The sequence below is a fragment of the Streptomyces sp. NBC_00354 genome (assembly GCF_036106915.1).
Classification (GTDB): domain Bacteria; phylum Actinomycetota; class Actinomycetes; order Streptomycetales; family Streptomycetaceae; genus Streptomyces.
This window is the reverse complement of sequence record NZ_CP107983.1, coordinates 7,718,362-7,743,672: the sequence shown is the minus strand read 5'-3', so window position 1 is coordinate 7,743,672 and position 25,311 is coordinate 7,718,362. Positions and strand designations below refer to the sequence as shown.

Genomic DNA, 25,311 nt, shown 5'->3' with positions numbered 1-25,311 from the left:
GTACGTCGGCGCGGCGCAGGGCGTCAGCGCAGCGCGTCGGTGAGCACGTCCACGACCCGCTGCTGTTGGGCGGCGGTGATCTGCGGGAAGAGCGGGAGGGAGAGCATCCGGTCCGCGGCCCGCTCGGCGTGGGGGAAGTCCCCGCGGCCGTGTCCGAGGTGGCCGAAGGCCGGGGTGAGGTGGACCGGGGCCGGGTAGTGCACGCCGGCGCCGATACCCTCCGCGTTGAGCTTGCCGACGACCGCGTCGCGGTCCGCACCGCTGACCCGGACGACGTACAGGTGCCACACGTGGACGTTGCCGTCCGCGGTGACCGGCAGGGTCAGGCGTCCGGCGGCCGCCAGGTCGCCCAGCAGCTCGTCGTAGCGGGCGGCGGCTGCGCGGCGGGCCGCGTTGCCGTCGGCGAGGCGGGCCAGCTTGGCCCGCAGGACCACGGCCTGCAGCCCGTCCAGCCGGCTGTTGAACCCGGCCACGTCGTGCCGGTACTTGGCGGTGCCGCCGTGGTTGGCCAGGGCCCGTACGAGGTCGGCCTTCTCCTCGTCGTCGGTGACCACCGCGCCCGCGTCGCCGTACGCGCCCAGGTTCTTGCCCGGGTAGAAGCTGGTCGCGGCGATCCCGCCGCTGCCCGGGGAGCGGCCGTTGCGGGTGGCGCCCTGGCTCTGCGCGGCGTCCTCGACGACCTTGGCGTACGAGGGCAGTTGCGCGGCCAGCTCCGCCGCGGGGGCGCACTGGCCGTACAGGTGGACCGGGACCACGGCGCGTGTGGCCTTGCCGACCGCGTCCAGCGCGGCCTGCGGGTCCATCAGCAGGGTGTCGGGGAGGCAGTCCACCAGAACCGGACGGGCACCGATCCGGGCGACGGCTCCGGCGGTGGCGATGAACGTGTTGGCGGGCAGCACCACCTCGTCGCCGACGCCCACCCCGCTTGCGCGCAGGGCGAGTTCGAGCGCATCGGTGCCGTTGGCCACGCCGACGCAGTGGCCGACCCCGGCGAAGGCGGCGTACTCGCGCTCGAAGGCGCGGACCTCCTCACCGCCGATGAAGGCGGTGTCGGCCAGCACCCGGTCGAATCCTGCGCGCAATTCCCGCGCGACCTCGGCGTGTGCCGCCTTCAGGTCCACGAGCGGTATCTGGTTCATCCGACTGTGCTCCCCCTTCGTGTTTCCGGCCCTCTGCGTGTCTCGGGCCGCATCCGTGTCTCCGGCCCCCGGCCGGTCTCCTCGCCGTCGGCCCGCAGCTCGTCGAGCGCCGGGACTCCCGCCTCGCGCAGCCGGCGGGCCGGACTTCCGGCCCACACCTCGCCGGGCGGCACATCGGCCAGGACCGTGCTTCCCATACCGGTCAGCGACCAGGCGCCGACCGTGGTGTTCTCCCGTACGAGGGCGCCCGCGCCCACGTACGCCCCCCGCCCCAGCCGGACCCCGCCGCCGAGGCGGACCCCGGAGGCGAGCGTCGCGAAGTCCCCGACCGTGTCGTCGTGGGTGAGGACCGCGTGCGGCATCACCGCTACGTGCGCGCCCACGCGTACGGCCGCGGTCAGCACGCAGTGGGCGAGCAGCACCGAGCCCGCGCCGAGCACCGAGGACTCCGAGACGGCGGCCGTGGGGTGGACCACGGTCGCGTACCGGCTCTCGGACAGCGCCAGGCGCCGCACCATGCGGGCCCGTACCGCGTAGTCGCGCGGACTGCCCACGCAGATCACGACCCGGGCGTCCCGGCGCTGGTGCACCAGCTCGCTGCCGCCCAGCACCGGCACGCCGTCGACGTCCCGGCCGTGCAGGGCCGGGTCGTCGTCCAGGTGCCCGGCGAGCCGCCACCTCGGGGCGCGGCCGCGCTCCCGGTCGGCGGCGACCGCGTCCCGTACGGCCTGGGCGGTCTCCCGGGCGAATCCGCCCGCGCCGACGATCAGCAGGTCCTGGGTGGCCGGGCCGTTCGGGGCGGTCATCCGCCGGCCTGTTCGCGCAGCACCGCCACCACCCGGTCCTGCTGGTCCTGCGTCATGGTGTGGAACAGCGGCAGGATCAGCGAGTCGCGGCTGATCCGCTCGGTCACTGGCAGCGGCGCCGCGTCGTGCCCGGCGTACGCCGGTTCCAGGTGCGAGGCCATGATCCCGCGCCGGGCCGAGACCCCGGCCCCGGCCAGCACCGCGAGCAGCTCGTCCCGGCCGACCGGGAAGTCCTCGGCCAGCAGCACCCAGTACGACTGGAAGTTGCCCTCGCCGTGCCCGGGGTCCCGGACCGGGCGCAGGCCGGGGATTGCGGCGAGCAACTTCCCGTACCGGGCGCCCAGTTCACGGCGGCGGGCCACGATCGCGTCCAGCTTGCCGAGCTGCACCAGGCCGACCGCGGCCTGGATGTCGGTCATCCGGTAGTTGTAGCCGACCTCCAGATAGCTCTCGGCGATCGGCTTGCTGCTGGCGTGCCGCTGCGCCGCGGACACGTTCATGCCGTGTTCGCGCAGCCGGCGCAGCCGCTCCGCCCACTGGGCGTCGTCCGTGGTCACCATGCCGCCCTCGCCGGTGGTGATGACCTTGCGGGGGTGGAAGGACCATGCGGCGAGGAGTGCGCCGTGGCCGACCGACTTGCCGCCCACGGTCGCGCCGATGCCGCAGGCGGCGTCCTCCACGAGCGGGACGCCCCACTCGGCGCAGGCGGCGCGCAGGGCGTGGACGTCGGCCGGCACCCCGCCCTGGTGGACGGCGAGCACCGCCCTGGTCCGCGGGGTGCGTACGGCGTCCACGGTGGCGGGGGTCAGGTTGCCCGTGGCCTCCTCGACGTCCGCGAACACCGGGTGGGCGCCCACGTAGCGCACCGCGTTGGCGGTGGCGATGAAGGACAGCGAGGGCACGACCACCTCGTCGCCCGGCCCGATTTCCAGCGCGATCAGGGCCAGGTGCAGGGCGGTGGTGCACGAGCTCACGGCGATGCCGTGCTCCGCGCCCACCCGCTCGGCGAAGGCCCGCTCGAACTCGGCGACCCGGGGGCCCTGGGCGACCCAGCCGGAGAGCACGGCGTCTGCGGCGGCCTGCGCCTCCTCCTCGCCGAGCCAGGGGACCATGACGGGGATGCGGGCGGGGGCCGGGTCCTGGGCGCTCATCGGCCGGCCTCCCCGGCCGCCGGCTGCGCGGCCGCGTCCGCCGCGCGTTCGGCCCGCCACCAGTCCACCAGGTCCCGCAGCCCGCGGCGCATGTCGATCTCGGCGGTGAAGCCGAGGCGCCCCGAGGCCTGCGAGGTGTCCGCAAGGCGCCGGGTGACCCCGTTCACGGCGCGGGCCGGTCCGTGCTCCGGGACCATCCCCTCCGCGCCCATGGCCTCCAGCAGCCCGAGGGCCAGGTCGCGCAGGCTGGTCTCGGACCCGCTCGCGACGTTGAACACCTCGTCGGTCAGGTCCGATTCGGCGGCCAGCAGGTTGGCCCGCGCTATGTCCCTGACGTCGGCGAAGTCCATGGTCTGGGTGCCGTCGCCGAGGATCAGCGGCGGCTCGCCCGCGGTGATCCGCTCCATCCAGCGGATCAGTACCTCGGTGTACAGCCCGTGGATGTCCATCCGGGGCCCGTACACGTTGAAGTAGCGCAGCGCGATGTAGTCCAGCCCGTACATGGCGTGGAAGCTGCGCAGCACCCCCTCGTTGAAGGCCTTCGCCGCCCCGTAGAAGGTGTCGTTGTTGTACGGGTGGTGGCGCTCGGTGGTCGGGAAGGCCTCCGCCAGCCCGTACACCGAGGCCGACGACGAGGCGATCACCTTGCCCACCCCGGCGGCGACCGCGGCCTCCAGCACGTTGAACGTGCCGTCGACCAGCACCTCGTTCGCCAGCCGCGGCTCCTCCGCGCACTGGGTGATCCGGATGGCGGCCAGGTGGAACACCAGGTCGGCGCCCTCGGTCGCCTTGCGTACGGTGGTCGTGTCGCGGATGTCGCCGTCGACGACCTCCACCACGCCGCTCTGCAGGGCGCGGGCCAGGTTGGCGGTGCGCCCCCGCACGAAGTTGTCGAGCACCACGATCTCGCGCGCCCCGTTGTCCACCAGCAGGTCGACCACGTGCGAGCCGATCGTGCCCGCCCCGCCGGTGACCAGAATCCTCTTGCCTCGTACGCTGCTCAACGCCCTGCCCCTACTGAGTCGGTCATGGTGTTTCCTGCTGCGCCCGCCGCGGTGCGCGCTGCCGCGGGCGCGGGCGGTCCCGTGGAGGGTCCCGCCAACGGTCAGCGCCCGGTGCGCAGTCCGACGACCGCGCCGCGGAACTCCAGGCTCCGGGAGGCCGCTTCCAGGATGTCGAGCACTTGCAGGCCCGCCCAGCCGTCGGTCAGCGCCGGCCGCCGCGTCCTGATCGCAGCGGCGAACTCCTCGACCATGCTGCGCAGGGCCTCCTTCTCGACGAGCGCGGGCGCCACCATGTCTCCGGTCCGGTAGGAGACGAGCGTGTCGCGGCGCTCGTCCGCGCCGATCTCCTGCGGATGGGTCATGTCCACGCCGCGGTCGAAGACCGCGACGCGCTGCGTGGGGTTGAGGTCGTCCCACACCAGGGTGCGCTTCGAGCCGCTGACCATCGTCGTGCGGACCTTCACCGGGGACAGCCAGTTGACGTGTACGTGGGCGATGGCGCCGGTGTTGAGCGTGAGCGTCAGATAGGCCACGCAGGACTGGCCGGCGCCGATCGGGTCCGCCCCGTGGGCGGCGACGGCGACGGGCCGGATGTTGTCCGGGAGGATGAAGTCGAGGACCGAGAGGTCGTGGGGGGCCAGGTCCCACAGGACGTCGATGTCCTTCTGGACGAGCCCCAGGTTGATCCTGACCGAGTCGACGAACTGGATCTCGCCGAGTTCGCCGGAGCGGACCATGTCCCGGATGCGGGCCACCGCCGGGGTGTAGCAGTAGGTGTGGTCGCACATGAGGGTGAGGCCGCGTTCCTCGGCCTCGGTCACCAGCTTCAGGCCGTCCTCGTACGTGGCGGCGAGGGGCTTCTCCACGAGGACGTGCTTGCCGGCGCGCAGGGCGGCCAGTGCGACGTCGAGGTGGGTGCCGGCCGGAGTGGCCACGGCGACCGCGTCGACGGCCGGGTCGGCCAGGACCGCCGCATAGTCGGAGGTCGCCTGGACCGTGGAGTAGCCGCCGAGCACCTTCCGGGCCCGGTCGGCGTCCAGATCGCAGAGCCAGCGGAGCCGGAACCCCGGGCTGGACTGGAAGTTGCGGACCAGATTGGGGCCCCAGTAGCCCGCTCCGATGACAGCAACGCCTAACGGCTTGGTCGGCCACGCACTTGCGATCGCGGCGCGCCCCGCACCCGTCGCAGTGTCCTTCCCGGATTCCTTCTCCGGTTCCTTCTCGGATTCCTTCACAGCGTTCCCCTTTCCTTCGGCGCACGCCCGAGGGCGTATCGACAACCCATGGCCGGGACGCGTGCGAAGGAAGGAGGTGCCGCCGACGGCCGGCGCCGGGCGCATGCGCGACCCGTGCGTGACTGCCGAACGGTGATGGCCCCCCACGACCGATGCCCTACGTGTTGCGACGTACTTTCCGCCCCCCGGCCGCCCGGCACCCCTCGCCGGTCCGGCCACGGGCAGGCGGCCTGTTCCCCACAAGCCGCCGAACCCGCATTTCCCCAACTGCCCTGCTCCGGCTGGATTTCAGCGTCGCCGAAGCACGCCGAATCCGGTCGGCTGCGCTCAATCTAGACCACCGGGCCTACCCCCGTGGAGAGTTGGAGGAAACGGTCGGCTCGGCTGTTCGAGCGTGCATACTTCCGGGGTGACCAGCATCGTGATCCCGGCCCACAACGAGGGCCGGGTCATCGGCCGGCTCCTCGACGCGCTCCTGGCCGACACCCCGGCATCCGGGCCCGACATCGTCGTGGTGTGCAACGGCTGTACGGACGACACCGCCGCGGTGGCGGGTGCGCGGGGCCCCCGCGTCCGGGTGGTGGAGATACCGACTCCCTCCAAGTACACGGCACTTCGGATCGGGGACGAGCACGCGCGGGGTTTCCCCCGCCTGTACGTGGACGCCGACGTCGAGTTCGGAGCGGCCGGCGTACGGGCTCTGGCCCTCGCCCTCGCCGCCGGTCCGGAACTCCTCGCCGCGGCCCCCGGCCGCGACATCCCCCTCTCCGGCTGCGCCTGGCCGGTCCGGGCGTACTACCGGGTCTGGCAGCGGCTGCCGGCCGTCCGCGAGGGGCTGTTCGGGCGCGGCGTCATCGCGGTGTCCGAGCCGGGGCACGCGCGGATCGCCGCGCTGCCCCCGCTGATGGCCGACGACCTGGCGGCCTCCCTCGCGTTCGCGCCGGAGGAGCGGCGCGTGGTCGAGGCGGCCCGGGTCGTGGTGCATCCGCCGCGCACCTGGGGTGACTTGATCAGGCGGCGCGTCAGGGCGGCGACCTCGTCCGCCGAGCTGGAACGCTTCCAGGCGGCGGAGGCGGCCGGGAGCACGGAGGGGGCGCATGCGCCGTCCGCGCGCACCGGTACGGGCGACCTGCGCGCCCTGCTCCGGGACCGGCCGAGCCTGCTCCCCGGGGTCGTGGTGTTCGTCGTGGCGGCCCTCGCCGCCCGCCGGGGGGCCCGCAAGGCCATCCGGACCGGGGACTTCTCCACCTGGCTGCGTGACGAGAGCAGCCGGCAGGGCTGAGCTGCCCACGAGCCGAATCAGGCCGTACACCACCCAGTTGGCCCGTACCACCACTAGGGTTCCACTCGCACGTACGAGTGACTCAGACCGTCGGCACCGGGAGCTCGAGAGCATGTACCTCGCGAACCGCTCCGCGCCGGCCGGCGCGAAGACCGTACCGGAGACCACACCGGACGGCGGGCCCGTCCGGGCTCCCGCAGTCGCCTCGGCCGTCCTCGCGCTGGGCACGGTCAGCCTGATCACCGACGTCTCCTCCGAGATGGTCACCGCAGTGCTGCCCCTGTACCTGGTCGCCGGACTGGGGCTGAGCCCGCTCGGCTTCGGCGCGCTCGACGGCGTCTACAACGGGGTGAGCGCGCTGGTGCAGCTGACCGGCGGCCACCTCGCCGACCGGGTCCGCAACCACAAGCTGATCGCCGGCATCGGCTACGGCCTGTCCGCCCTGTGCAAACCACTGCTGCTGCTCGCCCACAGCCTCGGTCCGGTGGGCGTCGTCCTCGCCCTGGAACGCACCGGCAAGGGTCTGCGCACCGCCCCGCGCGACGCGCTGATCTCCCTTTCCACACCGGCCGAGTTACAGGGCCGCGCGTTCGGCGTCCACCGCGCCATGGACACCACCGGGGCCCTGCTCGGCCCGCTCGCCGCCTTCTTCATCCTGAACATGGCGGTGGGCGGCTACGACGCCGTCTTCGGCGTCAGCGCGTGCGTCGCCGTGCTCGGCGTGGTGGTGCTCATGCTGTTCGTCCCGTCGGGCGCGGGCCTCGGCCCGAACGGGCCGGACTCCGGCACCTCTCCGAGGCCCACGGCTCCGGAGCCGGACGCCCCGAAGCCCGCGGCGGTGAACCTGCGGGAGGCGGTGGCGCTGCTGCGGCTGCCCCGGCTGCGCGCCCTGGCGCTCTGCGCCGCCCTGCTGGGCCTGACCACGGTCAGCGACGCCTTCCTCTACCTGCTGCTCCAGGACCGCACCGGCATCCGCGAGCAGTGGTTCCCGCTGCTCCCCCTGGGCACCGCCGTGGTGTTCCTGCTGCTGGCCGTGCCCGCCGGCGCCCTGGCCGACCGGATCGGGCGCCGCACCGTGTTCCTCGCCGGGCACGCCCTCCTGCTGGCCGGGTACGGGCTGCTGCTCTGGGCCCCGCACTGGCCCGCCCTCCCCTACCTGGTCCTCGTACTGCACGGCCTCTTCTACGCCGCGACCGACGGGGTCCTGCCCGCCGCCGTCGGCGCGATCGTCCCGGCGAAGCTGCGGGCGACGGGCCTCGCCGTCGTCGGAACCAGCCAGGCACTGGCCCGCTTCGGCTGCTCGCTCACCTTCGGCGCCGCCTGGACCCTCTGGGGCGCCGGTCCGGCGCTCGCCGCCGCCGCGGCCGGTCTGTGCTGCTGCGCGGCCGTCGCCGGCTTCGTACTCCGCCCGGCGGCGCCCGACTCCGCACCCGAACCGGCCCGACACCCCCGAGGAACCCGATGACCCGCTCACGCCGGCTGCTCGTACTCGCGGTGGCCGTGCTGCTCCTCGGGGGCCTCGGCACCGCGCTGGTGCTGCGCGCCGCCGCCCGGTCCGAGCAGACGCACGAGGGGGACCCGACGGTCACCCAGGGCCCGGTCACGCTCGGGCGCCAGGACCGGCTGGCCTTCCTCAACGGCGCGCAGGGCCCCCACCGCGGGGCCCTCGTCTCGGTCCCGGGGCAGTCGCCCCAGGCCGAGCGCACCGCGTCGGGACTCACCTGCCAGCGCTTCCACGCGGCCGCCGGAACCGGCGTGTGCCTGAACTCCTCCCCGGGCGCGCTCGCCCAGGACAACCGGGCCCTGATCGTCGACTCCGACCTGCGCACGCTGCGCAGCTTCCCGCTCGCGGGCACCCCGTCCCGGGCCCGGGTATCGCCGAGCGGCCACTTCGCCGCCTGGACGGTGTTCGTCTCCGGTGAGTCGTACGGCGCCGCGTTCTTCTCCACGCGCACCGCGATCGTGGACACCCGTACCGGCTCGATCGAACCGGACCTGGAGAAGTTCTCCATCCAGCTGGACGGCCGGCCGTACGCCTCGGGCGACGTGAACTTCTGGGGCGTCACCTTCTCGAAGGACGACGACACCTTCTACGCCACTCTCGGCACCGCCGGCCAGACGTACCTGGTGAAGGGCTCGCTGTCGCGGCGCAGCGTCACCACCCTCGCCCAGAACGTCGAGTGCCCTTCCCTGTCCCCGGACGAGACCCGGGTCGCGTACAAGAAGCGCGTCGCACGCGGCGCGTCGCTGTGGCGCGAGCACGCACTGGACCTGGGGACGCTGCGCGAGACGCCGCTCGCGGAGAAGCGGAGCGTGGACGACCAGGCCGTCTGGCTCGACGACCGCACCCTGGCGTACGCCCTGCCCGCCGAGGGCCGGGCGGACACCACCGATCTGTGGACGGTCCCGGCGGACGGCACGGGCGCCCCGCGCATCCTGACCCCGGCGGCCTCGTCCCCGACGCGCCTCGGCTGACGGCCGTACGCGCGGATACGAGGGCCACCGGCCTGACGCCGTGGCCCTGTCGGGAACGCCCCGGGCCCGCGTTCGTGCAGACTCGGACCTCGTGGGCCGGGCGCCCTGGACCCGACCCGCACCTCCTCGAGGAGCACCGCGTGGACCTGCATCTCACGGACAAGGTGGCGGTGGTCACCGGAGCGAGCAAGGGCATCGGCCTGGCGGTCACCCGGGCGCTGGCCGGCGAGGGCGCCCGGGTGGTCGCCGCCGCCCGAACGGTGAGCGGCCCACTGACGGAACTGGCCGCCGGCGGGCGGGTCCGGCCCGTCGCCGTCGACCTGACCACACCGGACGGACCGGAGCAGGCGGTACGGGAAGCGGTCTCGGCCTTCGGCGGGCTCGACATCCTCGTGAACAACGTCGGCGCCGTGCGCCCGCGGCTGGGCGGCTTCCTGTCGCTGACCGACGAGGACTGGACCTGGGCCCTGACCATCAACTTCCTGACGGCCGTCCGCACCACCCGGGCGGCCCTCCCGCACCTCATCGAGCGCGGCGCGGCGTCGATCGTCACGGTCGGCTCGGTCAACGCCTTCCTGCCCGACCCCGCGGTGATCGACTACAGCGCGGCGAAGGCGGCGCTCACCAACTTCTCGAAGGCGCTGTCCAAGGAGGTCGGCCCGCACGGCGTACGCGTCAACACCATCAGCCCCGGCCCGGTCGAGACGGCCCTCTGGCTCGGGGAGCAGGGCGTCGCCGCCACCGTCGCGGGCGGTACGGGGAGCACACCGGCCGACATCGTCGCGGGAGCCGCCGCCCAGAGCGTCACCGGGCGCTTCACCCGCCCCGAGGAGGTCGCCGATCTCGTCCTGCTGCTGGCCTCGGACAGGGCCGGCAACACCACGGGCTCCGACCACACCATCGACGGCGGACTCATCACGACGCTGTGAGCGGCATGCCGCGTCGGAAATGGCCGCAGAAACCCCCCTGAGCGCAGCCGAATTCGCCCTCGTGAGGGCCTTCCGCAGGCCTGTGGCGACACTCCGGGCCCGCCCGCAACCACCCGGGAGCCACCTCGTGCACGGGAGCCGCGCAGACGCCGCCCAGGCTCCCCGCACACCCCCTCCGACCTGGGCTTTCACTCGTTCTTCCATAGAATGGGACACGTCCCCGCGCAAGATCGCCCGGAGAGGATCCTTCATGAACGAGACGTCGTACGACGCCAGTTGCATCCAGGTACTGGAAGGCCTTGCAGCCGTGCGCAGGCGGCCGGGCATGTTTGTAGGTTCGACCGGCGAGCGCGGTCTGCACCGCATGGTCCACGAGGTCGTCGGCCACGCACTGGCGGAGGCTCTGGCCGGCCACGGCGACACCATCGATGTCACGATCACGGCCGACGGCGGCGTGCGCGTAGTCGACAACGGCCGGGGCATCCCGGTGGCAGTGGAAGAGCCCAGCGGAAAGCCGGGTATCGAGGCCGTACTGACCGAACTCCGCGCCTGCACCCTTCACGACATAGGCATCTGCGTGGTCAACGCGCTGTCGAGCCGCCTCGAGGTCGAGGTCCGGCGCGACGGCTTCCGCTGGACGCAGGAGTATGCGAGGGCCGTCCCGCTCGCCCCGCCTGCCAGGCACGAGGAAACGACCGGAACCGGCACCACGATCACCTTCTGGCCCGACGCCGACATCTTCGAGACCACGGAGTTCTCGTTCGCCACACTGTCGCACCGCTTCCGGGAATTGGCCTACCTGAACAAGGGCCTGGCCCTCTGCCTCACCGACGAGCGGGACACGACCCGCACGGTCCGCCACTCCTACGAGCAAGGCACCCGGGACTTCGTGAGCCACCTCAACTCCCGCAAGGGCGAACCGATCCACCCCACCGTCATCGCCATCGTGGCGGAGGACGAGGACAGCGCGATCTCCGTCGAGATCGCCCTGCAGTGGGACACGTCCGACAGCGAGAGCGTCCGCTCCTTCGCGAACAGCATCCGTACGCATGACGGCGGCACCCACGAGGTGGGCTTCTGGACCGCGCTTCCGGAGGCGTTCAACGCGTACGCCCGGCAGGAGCAACTGCTGCCCGAGCCGGACGACGACCTCACCCGCGATGCCCTCGGCAGGGGCCTGACGGCAGTCATCTCGGTCAAGCTCGACGACCCCTGCTTCGAAGGCGCGACCAGAACCAGGCTGGGCGGCACGGCGGCGAGGACCTACGTCCAGGAGGCCGTGCACGAACACCTCACGGCCTGGCTGAACCGCAACCCGACCGAGGCCGCAGCCATCATCCGCAACGCCACCCACACCCGCACCCGCACTTCCGACTCGGACGCACCGTAGGGCCGGCGGCGGGTCAGATGCGTTTGTCGGCGAGGATGCGGTCCGCCGCGTAATGCGGGCACGATGCGGTGTGCCAGGTGACCGTCAGCATTCCGGCCTCCGCCGACAGGGTCCGGGCCGTCCCGTCCTTCGGGCCGGCCTGGCAGTACGGGCACACCAGGGCTCGCGGCTTGGGAAACTCCAGCATGATCATGCCCTTCCCGCTCAGACGCACTGGCGCACCGGTTACGCCAACTCCTATCAAACTTGGGCGGAACACGGTCCCATACCGGCCGGTAGGACCTGAATTCCCGCAACCCGGACGAGGATGCACGTAGACGGTGACGTAGCGTTTGGGCATGAGCATGACCCCGCCCCATCCGCAGCAGCAGGCGTACCCGGGGTCGGGATACCCCGGGCAGCCCTACCCTCCGCAGCCGTACCACGGCCAAGGAGGCTGGGGGCAGCCGCCGATGGGACCGCCTCCGGGCAGCGGCAGCCGGACCGGCTACGACTCCAAGGTCCGCAACCCGGAGCCCGCCACCGCCCGGTACACGTCCGGCTCGCCGAAGGAGCCGGGGGTCCTCGCCCTCTCGGGCATGTACGGCCAGTTCAAGGACCCGGCAGGCAGCCGCAGGAAGATGACGGCCGGCGCCACGAGCACCCTGCCGATGTGCGCCCGGGCGGACGAGAACACGAGTGCCTCCGTCGCCGTGGTCACCGCCGAGATCACCGAGCAGGATCCCGCCTCCGTCGACCTCGAGCAGCCGGCCAGGGCCACCGTCAAGGTCCGCGCGGAGGCCAGGCAGCCGATCAACTGATCGGGGTCCGGCCGCCGTCGGCCGACTGTGCGGCGTACACGTGATCGAATGGGTGTGCAGACAGTCGAACGGGAAGAAGGCGGGCCGTACCTGTGTCAGACACTCCCCATCCGGATGGCCGGCTCAGCGCCGCCGACCCGAACGCCCAGGTACGGGAAGGCGGCGGCCCTTCCGGTGGCGCAGCCCCGTGGCTCCCGCCGCAGGGCTGGCCCGCTCCCCCTGCCGGGTACGTTCAGCCCCCTGCCCTCGTGGCCGCGCCGGCCGGTTCCGAGTATCACGAGCAGGCGAGGAACGGGCGGCAGGGCGCACTCGGGCGTCTCGGCGAGGTTCTCCTCGTCACGGTCCTCCTGGCGGTGGGCCTCATAGCCGTCACCGTGGCCGGCATCGCAATCGGCCACGCGCTGGGCCTGAAGCTCGCCCCCGACGGCAGTGACCGGGTGCTGTCCGACCCGCTGGCGGACGAGGCCATGGGGCTCGTGGGCCTGGCGGTCGGCATTCCCGTTGTCCTGCTGGCGGTCCGTGCGTGTGGCCGTCGGCCCGCCGGAACGGTGATTTCCGTCCTGGGGCGGCTGCGCTGGCGCTGGCTCGCCCGCTGTGCTGCCGTGGCATTCCCCCTGATAGCCCTCCAGATGGGCATTCTCGTGCTCTGGGGCTGGTTCGAGGACGGCCCGGAGAGCCTCTCCGGCGAATTCCCCGGATGGCTGCCGCTGCTGCTCGGCCTCGCGGTGTTCCTGGTGCTGGTCCCCTTCCAGGCCGCGGCCGAGGAATTCGTCTTCCGCGGCTGGCTCGCCCAGTTCTTCGGAGGGTTTCTCCGGTCACCCTGGCCGGGGATCGTCGTCGCCTCGTTGCTCTTCGCCCTCGCCCACGGGTTCGGTGCATGGTCGGGGTTCGCGCTGCTCTTCTACTCCGCGGTGTGGTGGGGCTGGCTCGTCATCCGTACGGGCGGACTGGAGGCCGTGATCGCGATCCACACGGCGAACAACGTGCTGTCCTACGGCATTGCGCTCGCGCTGGGGCAACTGGCCGATTCCGGAACCGCAGCAGATGCCCCGTGGCAGGCGCTCGTCCTCGAGCTGGTGTGCGCACCCGCCTACTGCCTGCTGATCTCGAAACTGAGCGCCCGGCACGGCGTTGATAGCCGCGCCCACGGACCCGCCCGACCCTTCGCCTTCCACGACCTTCGAGGGAATGCGCGAGGCCGTGGGTGACGGCCTTCGAACCGGACGGCAGCCCCACACCGTTGTGGGGCCGGGACGACCTGCCGCTGCCGGTCCGGGGCGCCGTCAGGCCAGCAGCTTCGCCTTGGCCTGCTGGAACTCCTCTTCGCTGAGCGCGCCCTTGGCCTTCAGCTCGGCGAGCTTGGCCAGCTCGTCCGCGCCACCCGCTCCGCCCGCCGAAGGGGTGCCTGCCGTCTGGCGGATGTAGTCCTGCAAGGCGGCCTCGTTGTCCTTGGCCTGCTTGACGTCCCGCTGGGTCATGCCCTTGCCGCGGGCGATGACGTAGACCAGTACGCCGAGGAAGGGCAGCACGATGACGAAGATCAGCCAGCCCGCCTTGCCCCAGCCGCTCATTTCGTGGTCACGGAAGATGTCCGTGATGATCTTGAACAGCAGGAACAGCCACATGATCCACAGGAAGAACCAGAGCATGGACCAGAAGATGCTGAGTGCCGGGTAGTCGTCCACGGATGCCTCCTTCGGGCGGGCCCGATGCCCGCGATCAGCAGTATTGGCTCGCCTACCGCCTTCCGCATGTCGAGCGGCCCCGTACGGCTTCCCCGGTGCCTCACCGAACGGCGCGGCCGCCGTGCTCGGGGGCCGCGCCGCAGGCCACGGATCGCATCGACGGCTCTCACCCGGTCGGGTCACCTCCACTCGCCGGATCGAGCGGGCCGGGATTGTGTGGCATACGACCCCTAGGAGGGCTGTCATGCCGGACGACGAAAGCCAGAGCGAGCTCGCCGCACTGCGGGCCCGGGTTGCCACACTGGAGAGCGAGGCCGCGAAGCGCCCGCCGCCCCACCACCGGGTGCGCGCGTTCCTGTCAGCGCTGCTGATCGTCATCGGCTGCGTCCTGGCCCCACTGGGCATCGTCGCCGCCTGGACGTCGGACATCGTGGGCGACACCGACCGCTACGTCGCCACCGTGGCCCCGCTCGCCTCCGACCCCGACGTACAGGCGGCCGTCGCGAACCGGGTGACGGGCGCGGTCATGGAGCACATCGACCTTGCCTCCCTGCTCGAGGACGTGGCGCCTGACCAACGGCCGCTGCTGCAGAAGGCACTGGGGAAGCTGGGCAACGGGCTCGAGGGAGCCGTCCGGAGCTTCGTGCACGAGAAGGCGCAGGACGTCGTCGCGTCGAATGCCTTCGAGACGATCTGGACCGGCGCGAACCGTGCGATCCACACCTCGCTCGTACGCGCGCTGACCGGCAACGACGAGGGAGCCGTGCAGATCAAGAACGACTCGGTGACCCTCGATCTCGCCCCGGTCATCGAACAGGTGAAGACCAAGCTCGTGGACGCCGGGCTCAGCGTCGCCGGCAAGATCCCCGAGATCCACACCGACTTCACCGTTCTCCGGTCGGACGACATCGGCCGGGTCAAGACGGGCTTCCGGCTGCTCGAGCTCCTCGGCCTGTGGCTGCCGATCCTCGCGGTCATCCTCGCGGCCGTGGGCGTCCTGCTCTCCGCCCACCGGCGCCGCACCCTGATCGCGTCCGCCCTCGGCTTCGCCGCCGCGGCGCTCATCCTGGGCATCGCCCTGACGGTCTTCCGTACGGTCTATCTCAACGCGCTCCCCGACACCGTCTCCCAGCCGGCCGCCGGCGCCGTCTACGACGCGATGATCCGCCTCCTGCGCATCACCGTCCGGACGGTCGTGGTCCTCGGCCTGTTGCTCGCGCTCGCCGCCTGGCTCTCGGGGCCGGGGCGGTATGCCACGGTGGTCCGAGAGGTGTGGCATTCCGGTATCGCGGCCACCCGGGCCACGGCCGACCGGGCGGGCCTGCGTACCGGCCCGGTCGGCTCGTTCGTCGGTCGCCACCGCGGCTGGATCACCTGGATCCTGGTGGCGGCAGCCGTCCTCGCCTTCATCCTGTGGCCGCATCCGACCGGCTGGGTCGTCCTGGGTATTGCCCTCGTGCTCCTCTTCGCCCTTGCCCTGATGGACTTCATCGCCGAGGACGCCGGGAGCACGGCGACGCCCGGAGGAAAACCACCGCGTCCCGCGTAGGGCCTCTCTTGCGGATCAGGGGCGCGCCGACCCGGGCTGGGTCTCGGGGATGCGCTGGGTGAAGAACAGCGCCGTCAGTGAGGCCAGGGCGAGGATCGCGAGGGCGGCCCGCAGGCCGTCGATCCGCGCGGTGGCGTTCGCGTCGAGTGCAGCCTGGGTCACCGCCGTTTCCGCACCGGCCTCGTCGAGGGCGGCGGTGAGCTGGGCGTCCGACAGGAAGGGAGCGCCTCCCGCGAGTCGGACGTTCGCCTGGCTCGTGACCTCGGCCGGGATCGCCGGGTTCTGCTCGATGGTCGCGAGGAACGACGCGGTCAGTACGGTGATGAGGATCGACCCCGCGACGGCGGTGCCGATCGACGCGCCGAGGTTCGTGACGGTGTTCTGGATTCCGCCGACCTCGGCACTCTGCTCGTCCGGGACGGCCGAGACGGTGACCGCACCGAGCTGGGAAGCCAGCGCCCCCATCCCCAGTCCGATCAGCAGCAGCGGGACGATGACGACGGCCGCACCGGAATCCGCGTCCAGGGCGGCCAGCAGGACCACGGCGCCGGCGAACATCGCCAGGATCCCGAGCTTCACCACGCGCCGCGGTGAGACGTCCGGACGGAATTTGGGAATCCCGATCGCGGTGGCCAGCAGCGAGACGGAGAGCGGCAGGATCAGCACGCCCGTCTTGACGGCGGACAGGCCCAGCGCGACGGACAGGTAGAGCGGGACGACGAAGAACACGCCCATCTGTACGAGGTACTGGAAGAGGAACATCGTCAGGCCACCGGTGAACTGCCGGTTGTGCAGGAACTCCGGATCCACGAGCGGTTCGGTACCTCGTGCGACAAGGCGTTCCTCCCAGCGGAAGAAGAGCCAGACGAGGAAAACACCGGCCAGCATCAGCCAGACGACGGGTGAGAGGGCGAACCAGGACGGTGCGCCGGCCTTGGGCAGGAACCAGCCCCATTCACTCGTGCGCAGCAAACCGTAGACGAACAGCCCGATGCCCACGGCGGACAGGACCGCGCCCAGAAGGTCGATGCGCGGTCTGTGCTCGGGGGGCGCGTCGGCCGCCCGGCGGGCGAGCACCAGGATGACCAGCACGACCACGACTTCCCCGGCGAACACCCAGCGCCAGGAGAAGAACGTGGTCGCCACACCGCCGATGAGCGGCCCGAGCCCGATGGCGATCGCCGCCGCCGCTGCGATCAGGCCGTAGGCGGCCGGCCGCCGCTCCACAGAGAAGTTCGAGGCGACCAGCGCCACGATCGCCGGCAGGATCAGTGCCGCCCCCACGCCTTCCAGGAACGACCAGCCGAACATCAGGATCGCCAGGTTCGGGGCGATCGACGTGGTGAATGATCCGCACCCGTAGATGACACAGCCGATCGTGAACGCCCGTCTGCGGCCGATGAGCGCGCCGACCTTGCCACCGCTGATCATGAGCATGGCCATGACCAGGGTGTAGGCCGTGATCGCGCCCTGCATGCCGGCCACCGTGGTGCCGATGTCTTCGGCCACCGTCGCGATCGAGACGTTCATGACCGAGCTGTCGAGGGCCATCAGGAACTGCCCGGCCGCCAGTGTCAGCAGGACGAGCCTCGCATCTTTCGCATTCCCGGCCGCGGGTGCCTCGGCTGTCATGACCGGAGCCTCCCACGGTCACGACGGGCGACGTGTCGCCTCGCCGGGCAGGTCAGCCGACTGGCAGAGAGGCGGGGCGCCCGTCGACGTTCACGCCGATTCCGCCGCCACCCGGCCCGAGGCCACCGCGTCCACCAGGGCCTGGTGGTCACGCTCGTTCAGGTCGGCATAGGTTTCCGCGAACCGCACCAGCGCCCGGTCGAAAACGTCGCCGCTGCCGAGATAGGTGGCGATGCCGATCCTGTCGCCGGACCGGGCGTGGGCCCGGGCCAGGGTGGCGCTGCACACGTCGCCGAACGCCCGCATGCCGCGCGGCGCCATGAGCTCCGGTTCGATGCTCCCCTTCCAGTCCCGCAACTGCCGTACGTAGAAGTCCCGCTCGCGGCCGTCGATGCCCTTGGCCCGATGCCAGCCCAGGAAGATGTCACTGGCTGCCTGCATCAGGCGCTGCCCGGCCACCACCCGCTCGCCCTGCATGGAATGCTCACCTGCGCCGACGTACGGGGCGAGGACCGACTCGCCGGCCTCCTTGGCCTGGAGGATCAACGGGTCGTCGCCGTCCCTACCCACGAGCAGAATGATCCAGCACCGGGTGCCCACACTGCCGACGCCCACCACCTTGCGCGCCATGTCGACGACGGTGAACTGCCGCAGCAGGTGCCGCCGGTCCGAAGGAAGGGTCTGGCCGTACTGCTCGACCATGTCGCGGATCTGCTCCTCCAGCGTGCTGCGCTCGTTGTCCGGCAGCAGCTCCGTGAGCGGTGTGACCAGGGGCGGTGTCGACGTGAACCGGCGCTCCCCGGCGACCACCTCGGTGAGTTTCCCGGCCGCCTGCAGGCTGTCGCGCCCGCGTGCTTTGGCCAGTGTCTCGGCCAGCCGCTTGCGGCCGCGCGAGCGCAGTTCGGTCGCCCCCAGCGTCTGGAGCTGCTCCGCGTCGACCCTCGCGTACCAGACGTCGAGGTGGCGCATGGCGGCGTAGCGGCGCATCTGCTCGCGGTAGGACCTGCCTGCGGACTGGACGATCTCAGCGCGCTCGATATCGGTGAACCCGTTCTCCCGCCCGGCGATGGCCAGGCTCACGGCCAGCCGCTTGACGTCCCACTCCCACGGTCCGGGCAGCGTCTCGTCGAAATCGTTGACGTCGAACAGCAGATTCCGCTCCGGGGAGCCGAGTAGTCCGTAGTTCAACATGTGGGCATCGCCGCACAGTTGGACCCGAAGGCCGGAGTCCGGGGTGTGGGCCAAGTCGGCGGCCATGACGGCGGCGGCGCCCCGGTAGAAGCGGAATGGTGACTCCGACATGCGCCCGTAGCGGATGGGCACCAGCTCCGGCACCCGGCCGGCCGACTGCCCTTCGAGGATGTCCACGGGATCCTGCCGGTGCGCGGACGGCTCGAATTCCCCGTGCCCGGTGCGCGGCGTCCTGCTCCGGGCAGCGCGGCCGCGTTCGGCCCGCTCCACGGCGGACAGCCGGAGCATGCCGTTCTCCGTCTCTGCTGCACGCTTTGCCATCGCTGCGGACCTCCAGGCCACTCGGCCCCTGCTGCCCAGCATGGCACCCCTGGCACCGCGCTGCCGTACGGCGCCACGCGGGGCCGGAGCGCCGGAGCTCAGCCCTGCTCCGTCCGCTGCGGGCTCGGCGCCGGACTGTTCAGCCGGCGGGCCAGGTACGGCTCCTGCGCCAGGACGGCGCCCACGGTGACACCGCCCGCGACGGCCACGCACAGCACGATCAGCCACGACAGCAGGACGAAGATCGAGCCGGCCGAACCGTACTCGCTCAGCGCCCGGTTGAGAGCGCGCGGCATGTAGAAACCGGCGGTGACCGACAGGGCGGTCATCGCGCCGGCAGTGATCAGAGCACCCGGCAGCAGGGGCATCCAGCCGACGAGGCGGCCCAGCAGGAGGTGCTGGGTCCACCACCACACCAGCGTCTGGAAGACGAACGTGAGGGGGACACCCAGCCAGAGCCCGACGCCGAACCCGCTGCGCACCGGTTCCTGCACGACCAGCAGACCTATCCAGGCGGCGATCCACGCGAGCCAGCGCCAGACCGCGATCCGCGCCCCGGTGCGTGGAATCTCCCACGCCCGCTTGCACAGCCGCTGCATGGCGCGGCTCACGGCGGTCGCGGACAGCAGCACCATCAGGGAGCCCACCACCCCCACCGCGTTCTGGAGCTCCGCGTCGGAGCTGCGGAAGATCGCGGACAGCTGGTCGCTCGCCTCGCCGTTGAGCCCGAACACCGCACGGATCGATGCGGCCATCTGCTCCCGCACGGCCTGCGGGGCGACCGACGCGACGACGAAGACCAGGGGGACGGCGGTCAGGAAGCACTGCGCGGCGAGGCGGGTCGCGGAGTCGAAGATGTTCACCGACACCATGCGCTCCGCGATGTGGGTGATCACCGGAAACCGGGTCTCGGCCCGGCGCTGGAGCCGCCGGGCCTTGGCCGCCGTCCGCCGCGAGCGGGTTCGCCACCACTCGGAGTGCAGGACGGCGCGCTTGCTCCTGCCGGAGGTCATCAGCACACCGGGGAGGCAGTCGGCGCAGCGGGAGACGGACGGCTCGACGCCGACGCGAGGGCCGGTGGACAAGTCGTCGTCATTACGGTCTCCTTCGTGTGCGTCCAGATTGAAGGACACGGCCGGGAGCGGCATCTCGAACGGCTCCGGCCGACCGCGCTTCGCCCGTCCACCGAACGGCCGCGAAAAGGTGTCGGGGCCCGGACCCGTGCGTAGTGTCGTGCCTCGTCACACGATTGGGGCGCCATGGTCCTCGACCTCTTGCTCATCGCGCTGGCCATCACCGTCGATCCGCTGCCCATCATGGCGTTCGTGCTCGTGGTGTCGTCCGCCAGGGGCGTGTGGAAGGGCCTCGCCTTCATCCTGGCCTGGCTCGCCTGCCTCGTCGCGGTGATCGCGATCGTACTCACCGTGACGGACGGCCAGCCCCCGGCACCGCGCTCCCCGCCCGGCATCGCGGGGGTGGCGGCCAAACTGGTCATCGGACTCGGGCTGGTGTTCTACGGGCTCCATCGCCACCTCCTCATGAAGGCGGGCACCGCCCCGACCGGCTCCACCACCCCGCTCGGCCGCGACGTGCAAGGCGGATCCTCCGAAGGCGCAGCCTCCCGCGTGGACTCGAGCTCTGTCTGGGCGGCCGCGGGCCTGGCCGTGCTCGTCCAGCCGTGGGGCTTGGTCGCGGCGGGCGCGACGACCGTGCTCGAAGCGAACACTTCGCACACGTCCACCTATCTGGCCCTGTTCGGCTTCTGTTTCCTCGCGACCGCCAGCCTGCTGGCCGCCGAGCTGTACATCGTGTTCGCACCCGAGGTCGCGCACGACCGGTTGATGCGCCTGCGCGGCTGGCTGGAGGGCCACACACAGCAGGCGATCGTCGTCATCTGCCTGGCGCTCGGCCTGTGGCTGACCGGCAAGAGCATCTACCAACTGACCGGGTGACCGATCGGCTCGTTCAACGGGTGACGTTCCGGATGTGCGGAGGTGCGTGCGCGGTGCTGGAATGGGCTTAGGCGACGTCCCTCCTGCCCACCGCGTGCCGGAGCCCACCGCCCGCGGATCAGCGGCCGACGCGACGTCTTCCCTCCCCCAGCGCGACAGGAGCAGCCATGAGCAGCGAGGTCGAGGAATCAGGCGGGCTCGGCGACATCGGCGACATCGACGACATGGGTCCCGTGGACTACGTCGTGATCGAGTTCCGGGGCAACCGGATGACGGGCAAGGGACTCCCCATGCTCGTCGATCTCGTCGATCGCGGCATCATCCGCATCTTCGACCTGGTCTTCGTCCGCAAGGACCTGGACGGCTCGGTGACGGCGGTGGAGCTGAACGACCTCGGCAGCGAGGTCGACCTTTCGATCTTCGAAGGCGCCTCGTCCGGCCTGCTGGACCAGAGCGACATCAACGACGCAGGCATCGCGCTGGAACCCGGGAACTCGGCGGGGATCATCGTGTACGAGAACACGTGGGCGGCGCCGTTCGCCCGCGAACTGCGGCGCGGAGGTGCACAGCTCGTGGCCGCCGGCCGGATTCCCGTGCAGGCGCTGCTCGCCTCGCTGGAGGCCATGGAGGTACCGCCTGGCGACGAGTGAGGACGGCCGCAGCCCTGCTTCACCGCACCCCTGGAGATGAGCATCATGCCCGGACTTCTTCGCGGAGTCGCCCGCACGGCCGTCGTCGCCGGCACCGCCACCGCCGTGTCCAACCGGGTGTCCCGCCGGCAGGCCGGCCGGTGGGCCCAGCAGGAGGCGCCACAGGCCGAGGCCGCGCCGCCGCCCCCTCCCCCGCCGCCGGCCCCGGCTGCGGCCCCTGCCGCCGACGACATGACCACCAAGATCGACCAGCTCAAGCAGCTCAGCACCCTCAAGGAGCAGGGCGTGCTGACCGAGGAGGAATTCGCCGAGCAGAAGCGTCGGCTCCTCGGCTGACGGAGCACCCTGTACCGGACGCACCGGTGAGGGACGGGGGACGGGAAGGAACGGCCCCATGACGCAGCCGACGCAGCCGAGTCCGCGTCCGCAGCCGCCGTCGCGGCCCGCGGAGGCCCATAAGGTCGGCGAGCTGCTCCGGACTCCCGGATACCTCAAGACGCTGGTGTTCTGCGGGCTCATCGGCATCCCGGTCTCGCTGGCCGCATTCTGGTTCCTCGCCGGGCTCCAGAAACTGGAGAGTCTGGTGTGGGCGGACCTCCCGCATGCCCTCGGCCACAACACTCCGCCATGGTGGTGGCCCCTGCCGCTCCTGCTCATATCGGGTCTCTGCGTCGGGCAGATCGTCACCCGTTTCCCCGGGGCGGGCGGGCACATCCCCGCGTCCGGCCTGCACCCGGGCGGTCCCGGGGCCGCAGCCCTGCCCGGAGTGGTCCTCGCGGCCGTGTTCAGCTTGCCGCTCGGCGCCACGCTCGGCCCCGAGGCCCCGCTCATCGCGCTGGGCGGCGGACTCGCCATCGCGCTGCGGCACCTGACCGGAACTCCGGAGACACCCATGAGCACCGCGCTGCTGGGCGCGGCCGGATCCGCTGCGGCGATCGCCACCATCTTCGGCAATCCCCTGATCGGCGCGGTGCTGCTCATGGAGGTCGTGGGCGTGGGCGGGCCACAACTGTTCGCCGTCATGCTGCCCGCGCTGCTGTCGAGCGGCATCGGCTCGCTCGTGTTCACCGGTTTCGGCCGCTGGACCGGTCTGGGGACCGGCGATCTGAAGCTGAAGGCGGGCCCGCAGTTCCCCCGTCTGGACGTCGGTGACGTGGTCTGGTCGATCCTCATCGCGGCGGTCATCGCCGTCGGCGTGCACCTGATCCAGTACGGCGGCCGGCTGACGGCCGTCCACGTCGCCAGACGGCCCCTGACCGTCACGGCGCTCTGCGCGCTCGCCGCCGGCGTCTGCGCCGCCGCCTATGCCCTGGGCACCGGCCGCTCTCCCGCGGACGTGGCCTCCTCGGGCCAGGCCACGCTGGGCCAGCTGGCCGGAGATCCACAGGCCTGGGGCGTGGGCGCGCTGATCGCCGTCCTCCTGTGCAAGGGCGCCGCCTTCTCCCTGTGCCTGGGCAGCCTGCGCGGCGGCCCCATCTTCCCGTCCCTGTTCCTCGGCGCCGCGGCAGGCGTCCTCTGCTCGCCGCTGCCCGGCCTGGGCATCGGCCCCGGGCTGGCGGCCGGCATGGCCGCCGCCACCGTGAGTGCGTTGCGTCTGCCGGTCAGCAGCGTGCTGCTCGTGGTCCTGGTCCTGGGCAGCGCCGAGATGATCCCGGTGGCGATCCTCTCCGCCGTCGTGGCCTTCGTGACCGCCGAGCTCCTGCCACCCGGCCCGCAGATCCCGCCGGTAGGCCGCACATCCCGGCCGGCCGCTCCTGCCGCCTAGGTCTTGTCGTCAAAGTACCGTCGCGCGGGAGGAGGTACGCCGAACCGCTGAGCCCGTCCCGCCCGAGGGCTCATCGAGGAAAACCGCCAGGACCGGGCTCTGCAGATGGTGCCCACCTCTGACGATGTCTTCCCGGGCGGCGGCTACCCCGCACGGGCGCCGAGTGCCTCGTGGGTGAGGTGGAGCCCGGCGCGCAGGACTGCGTCGTGGCGGGTGGGGTGAGCGGCCCGGTGCGCCGCGTCCAGGGCGCGGGCCCGGCGCAGCGCGGCGGAACAGTCCGCTCCGCTCAGCGCCTCGTCGAGGGCGCGGGACGTGGCCCGGACGAGGGGGGCCAGATCGCGTACGGCCGCGTCCGGTTCGGCGGCCTCGCGGGCCCGGTCCGCCAGTTCTCCGGTGAAGAACTGGAGGGTGAGCGCGGTGCGACCGGCCAGGTGCAGCCGGGGCCGGAGGCCGGCCAGACGCGCGGCGTCGGTCCGCCTCAGCGGCACGAGCCGCAGGCGCGCGAGGGTCCCGTCGAGTGAGGCGGCCAGCGCGTGCGGGCGCTGCCAGAGCACCGCGGCGCCGGGCTGGGCGGGGGCGGGCTGCCCGGCGGCGGCCCGGGCGGCGATGCCGTCGAGGAGGGCGCACAGGTCGGTCCGGTACGCGTCCAGGCCGGCCCGTGCCGCGCGGTAGGGGTCGGGCGGCCACAGGAGCGGACCGAGGAGGGCCACGACCGCGATACCGATCGCGCTCTCCTCCAGCCTGGCCAACGGGTACCCGGCGACCGGGGTGGTGTAGATCATCAGCGCGGAGATCAGGACCTGCTGGTTGGGAGCGCCAGTGCCGCCCAACAGGTACATGCCCGCGCAGCCGCAGAGCAGCAAGATCAGGAACGAGGCGGAGGAGACGGGCAGCCAGTGCAGGACGGCCACGCCGACGAGCACGCCCGCCACGACTCCCGCCATCCGCTCCAGGGCCAACCGGGGCGCGGCGAAGACGTCCTCGCGCAGGATCAGGACGGCCGGAAGGGCCGCGGGCACCGGGGCGGAGCTGGTGCCGAGCCAGACGCACAAGGCCCATGGAACGGCGGCGCACACGACCAGGCGGGCGGCCGGCCCCAGCCGGGCGGCGAACCCGTGCCCTCCCGCAGAAGCCGATGCCGCAGGCATGCCGAACATCGTAGGGGGACGGCGGCGCGCAGGGCTCCAGCGACAAGGGGTGTCGGCTCCCGAAGATCAACCGGGCCGGGCTCACGGAGTGTCCTACGCGTTCCGGACCACCCCTCACGAGCCCCGGTTTCCGTCGCCGCCGTCGCCCACCGGCCCGGGCCCGGCCGACGAATTCACCTACGCCGTCCTGTGCGGCGGCATCCTTCTCGGAACCGGCCCCGGGGGCCGGGGATGTGGCGGTCGCGGCCCGACCCGGGTCGGCGGACGGACCCGCCGGAGGCCTTCACGTTCACCCCGCTCGGCCGATCGCTTCGCGCATCACCTGACGGGCCGGAATGACCCGCGGCGGTATGCAGCGCCGGTCGGCTGTCAGTCGGCGAGCGCGGCGTTGACGAGCGCCTTGATGTGCGGGAGATCATTGCCGACACCCGTCGGGTTCAGGGAGTACACCACGCGGTGTCGGAGGTCCTGGTGGCGAAGAACCCATTGTCCCAGCCGGGGCGGGAACCGGTCCTGCCCCACGCATACTCCTCGTTCGCGAGCTTGAAGCGCATGAGACCGCCGATGCTGTAGCAGGCCTCCTGGCCGAGGCAGTTCTTATTGTCGGCGGCGCCCTTCACCTTCGGCAGCTCGAACATCAGCTGCTGCTGCGCGGGCGGGAGCAGGCGCCCCCGGAACAGCGCGGTGAAGAAGCGGTCCAGGTCGGCGGCGGTGGAGATCACGCCTCCCTCGGCCCACGGGTACGGGCTCTGCTCGGTCACGAAGGAGTTGAGGCCGTTGTACTGCTGCTCGGAGCCGGGTGCGGGCGGCGCGTCGGCGGCTGCGGCCAACGAGTCGTGCAGGAGGTCTTCGGGCGTCACGGACTAGAGCTGCCAACCGGGTCCGCCGGCCGGGCCGGGGGTCCGGGCGGGCTTGGGCAGGCCGCTCGTGTGGGCGAGGAGCCGGCGCACGGTGACGCGGTCGTATGCCGTGGGCAGCACTTCGGGGACGTACCGCCGCGCAGGTGCATCGAGGTCGATCCGGTGCTCGGCGACGAGTTGGAGCACCACCGTGTTGGTGAACGTCTTGGTGACATGCCGATCCGGATGTACGCATCAGCGGCAACCGGGCCGGCAGCGGCGCCCACGCCGGCCTTGATCACAACCCTGCGCGGCCCCTGACACACGCATCCTGGTGGGGGCGCGAGGGGGTGTCGGAGGGCGGGTGC

24 protein-coding genes and 1 pseudogene are annotated in these 25,311 nt (G+C 72.0%); 12 read left to right on the top strand and 13 right to left on the bottom strand.

Annotation, left to right across the window (positions count from 1 at the left end):
- Nucleotides 1-23 precede the first annotated feature (23 nt).
- The 5 genes from OHT74_RS35510 to OHT74_RS35490 form a co-directional block, all read right to left on the bottom strand.
- The gene (locus tag OHT74_RS35510) at nucleotides 24-1,139 is read right to left on the bottom strand and encodes a DegT/DnrJ/EryC1/StrS family aminotransferase (protein WP_328622492.1); all 1,116 of its coding nucleotides are present in this window, start codon (nucleotides 1,137-1,139) and stop codon (nucleotides 24-26) included.
- Entirely contained in the window at nucleotides 1,136-1,945 is an 810-nt protein-coding gene (locus OHT74_RS35505; protein WP_328622491.1) for an acetyltransferase, read from the bottom strand. The genes OHT74_RS35510 and OHT74_RS35505 overlap by 4 nt, the downstream gene beginning before the upstream one ends.
- Nucleotides 1,942-3,096, bottom strand: a complete 1,155-nt coding sequence (locus OHT74_RS35500; RefSeq protein ID WP_328622490.1) for a DegT/DnrJ/EryC1/StrS family aminotransferase — start codon at nucleotides 3,094-3,096, stop codon at nucleotides 1,942-1,944. Before OHT74_RS35500 ends, OHT74_RS35505 begins: the two co-directional genes overlap by 4 nt.
- The gene (locus OHT74_RS35495) at nucleotides 3,093-4,100 is read right to left on the bottom strand and encodes an NAD-dependent epimerase/dehydratase family protein (RefSeq protein WP_267001816.1); all 1,008 of its coding nucleotides are present in this window, start codon (nucleotides 4,098-4,100) and stop codon (nucleotides 3,093-3,095) included. The genes OHT74_RS35500 and OHT74_RS35495 overlap by 4 nt, the downstream gene beginning before the upstream one ends.
- 101 nt (nucleotides 4,101-4,201) lie before the next feature.
- Entirely contained in the window at nucleotides 4,202-5,335 is a 1,134-nt protein-coding gene (locus OHT74_RS35490) for a Gfo/Idh/MocA family protein (protein ID WP_328622489.1), read from the bottom strand.
- A 409-nt stretch (nucleotides 5,336-5,744) separates the two neighbouring features.
- On the opposite strand from OHT74_RS35490, the gene OHT74_RS35485 reads away from it, so the two are divergent.
- The 5 genes and pseudogenes from OHT74_RS35485 to OHT74_RS35465 form a co-directional block, all read left to right on the top strand.
- The gene (locus OHT74_RS35485) at nucleotides 5,745-6,617 is read left to right on the top strand and encodes a glycosyltransferase (RefSeq protein ID WP_266670461.1); all 873 of its coding nucleotides are present in this window, start codon (nucleotides 5,745-5,747) and stop codon (nucleotides 6,615-6,617) included.
- A 112-nt stretch (nucleotides 6,618-6,729) separates the two neighbouring features.
- Nucleotides 6,730-8,082 (top strand): MFS transporter, encoded by a 1,353-nt coding sequence (locus OHT74_RS35480; protein WP_328622488.1) that lies wholly within the window; start codon nucleotides 6,730-6,732, stop codon nucleotides 8,080-8,082.
- The gene (locus OHT74_RS35475; protein WP_328622487.1) at nucleotides 8,079-9,092 is read left to right on the top strand and encodes a TolB-like translocation protein; all 1,014 of its coding nucleotides are present in this window, start codon (nucleotides 8,079-8,081) and stop codon (nucleotides 9,090-9,092) included. Before OHT74_RS35480 ends, OHT74_RS35475 begins: the two co-directional genes overlap by 4 nt.
- Before the next feature lie 140 nt (nucleotides 9,093-9,232).
- Nucleotides 9,233-10,021 (top strand): SDR family NAD(P)-dependent oxidoreductase, encoded by a 789-nt coding sequence (locus tag OHT74_RS35470; RefSeq protein WP_328622486.1) that lies wholly within the window; start codon nucleotides 9,233-9,235, stop codon nucleotides 10,019-10,021.
- Nucleotides 10,022-10,271: 250 nt separating this feature from the next.
- A pseudogene (locus tag OHT74_RS35465) lies at nucleotides 10,272-11,384 on the top strand (ATP-binding protein); the annotation flags it as partial.
- Between the two features lie 40 nt (nucleotides 11,385-11,424).
- Here the strand turns inward: OHT74_RS35465 and OHT74_RS35460 are convergent.
- Nucleotides 11,425-11,598 (bottom strand): hypothetical protein, encoded by a 174-nt coding sequence (locus tag OHT74_RS35460; RefSeq protein WP_266670453.1) that lies wholly within the window; start codon nucleotides 11,596-11,598, stop codon nucleotides 11,425-11,427.
- Nucleotides 11,599-11,749: 151 nt separating this feature from the next.
- Between OHT74_RS35460 and OHT74_RS35455 the strand changes: the two genes are divergently transcribed.
- Both OHT74_RS35455 and OHT74_RS35450 read left to right on the top strand, forming a co-directional pair.
- A complete protein-coding gene (locus tag OHT74_RS35455; protein ID WP_328622485.1) occupies nucleotides 11,750-12,211 on the top strand; it encodes a hypothetical protein in 462 nt (153 codons plus the stop codon).
- Between the two features lie 248 nt (nucleotides 12,212-12,459).
- The gene (locus tag OHT74_RS35450; RefSeq protein WP_266673323.1) at nucleotides 12,460-13,419 is read left to right on the top strand and encodes a CPBP family intramembrane glutamic endopeptidase; all 960 of its coding nucleotides are present in this window, start codon (nucleotides 12,460-12,462) and stop codon (nucleotides 13,417-13,419) included.
- 75 nt (nucleotides 13,420-13,494) lie between these two features.
- On the opposite strand, the gene OHT74_RS35445 is transcribed toward OHT74_RS35450, so the two are convergent.
- Complete coding sequence (locus OHT74_RS35445; protein ID WP_266670449.1) at nucleotides 13,495-13,896, bottom strand: SHOCT domain-containing protein; 402 nt, start codon at nucleotides 13,894-13,896, stop codon at nucleotides 13,495-13,497.
- 244 nt (nucleotides 13,897-14,140) lie between these two features.
- Here OHT74_RS35445 and OHT74_RS35440 point away from each other — a divergent pair, with 244 nt between their 5' ends.
- On the top strand, nucleotides 14,141-15,445 hold the full coding sequence (locus OHT74_RS35440; RefSeq protein WP_328622484.1) for a hypothetical protein: 1,305 nt from the start codon (nucleotides 14,141-14,143) through the stop codon (nucleotides 15,443-15,445).
- Nucleotides 15,446-15,460: 15 nt separating this feature from the next.
- Here the strand turns inward: OHT74_RS35440 and OHT74_RS35435 are convergent, their stop codons facing one another.
- The 3 genes from OHT74_RS35435 to OHT74_RS35425 form a co-directional block, all read right to left on the bottom strand.
- Nucleotides 15,461-17,077 carry an MFS transporter gene (locus OHT74_RS35435; protein WP_328622483.1) on the bottom strand — a complete coding sequence of 539 codons (1,617 nt, stop codon included), beginning with the start codon at nucleotides 17,075-17,077 and terminating at the stop codon, nucleotides 15,461-15,463.
- A gap of 90 nt (nucleotides 17,078-17,167) precedes the next feature.
- A complete protein-coding gene (locus OHT74_RS35430; protein WP_266670444.1) occupies nucleotides 17,168-18,589 on the bottom strand; it encodes a DUF2252 domain-containing protein in 1,422 nt (473 codons plus the stop codon).
- Between the two features lie 98 nt (nucleotides 18,590-18,687).
- Nucleotides 18,688-19,674: a YhjD/YihY/BrkB family envelope integrity protein gene (locus tag OHT74_RS35425; protein WP_328622482.1), complete on the bottom strand. Its 987-nt coding sequence runs from the start codon at nucleotides 19,672-19,674 to the stop codon at nucleotides 18,688-18,690.
- 174 nt (nucleotides 19,675-19,848) lie between these two features.
- Between OHT74_RS35425 and OHT74_RS35420 the strand changes: the two genes are divergently transcribed.
- The 4 genes from OHT74_RS35420 to OHT74_RS35405 all read left to right on the top strand — a co-directional run bounded on the left by OHT74_RS35420 (nucleotide 19,849) and on the right by OHT74_RS35405 (nucleotide 22,956).
- Nucleotides 19,849-20,541, top strand: a complete 693-nt coding sequence (locus OHT74_RS35420; protein WP_328622481.1) for a GAP family protein — start codon at nucleotides 19,849-19,851, stop codon at nucleotides 20,539-20,541.
- Between the two features lie 167 nt (nucleotides 20,542-20,708).
- Nucleotides 20,709-21,191 carry a DUF6325 family protein gene (locus tag OHT74_RS35415; RefSeq protein WP_328622480.1) on the top strand — a complete coding sequence of 161 codons (483 nt, stop codon included), beginning with the start codon at nucleotides 20,709-20,711 and terminating at the stop codon, nucleotides 21,189-21,191.
- 45 nt (nucleotides 21,192-21,236) lie between these two features.
- Entirely contained in the window at nucleotides 21,237-21,527 is a 291-nt protein-coding gene (locus OHT74_RS35410; protein ID WP_266670415.1) for an SHOCT domain-containing protein, read from the top strand.
- A gap of 58 nt (nucleotides 21,528-21,585) precedes the next feature.
- A complete protein-coding gene (locus tag OHT74_RS35405) occupies nucleotides 21,586-22,956 on the top strand; it encodes a chloride channel protein (RefSeq protein ID WP_328622479.1) in 1,371 nt (456 codons plus the stop codon).
- A 143-nt stretch (nucleotides 22,957-23,099) separates the two neighbouring features.
- On the opposite strand, the gene OHT74_RS35400 is transcribed toward OHT74_RS35405, so the two are convergent.
- From OHT74_RS35400 to OHT74_RS35390, 3 genes are all read right to left on the bottom strand, one after another.
- Entirely contained in the window at nucleotides 23,100-24,104 is a 1,005-nt protein-coding gene (locus OHT74_RS35400; RefSeq protein WP_328622478.1) for an FUSC family protein, read from the bottom strand.
- A gap of 437 nt (nucleotides 24,105-24,541) precedes the next feature.
- A complete protein-coding gene (locus OHT74_RS35395; protein ID WP_328622477.1) occupies nucleotides 24,542-24,964 on the bottom strand; it encodes a hypothetical protein in 423 nt (140 codons plus the stop codon).
- Nucleotides 24,965-24,967: 3 nt separating this feature from the next.
- The gene (locus tag OHT74_RS35390) at nucleotides 24,968-25,150 is read right to left on the bottom strand and encodes a serine hydrolase domain-containing protein (RefSeq protein WP_328622476.1); all 183 of its coding nucleotides are present in this window, start codon (nucleotides 25,148-25,150) and stop codon (nucleotides 24,968-24,970) included.
- Between the last annotated feature and the right edge of the window lie 161 nt (nucleotides 25,151-25,311).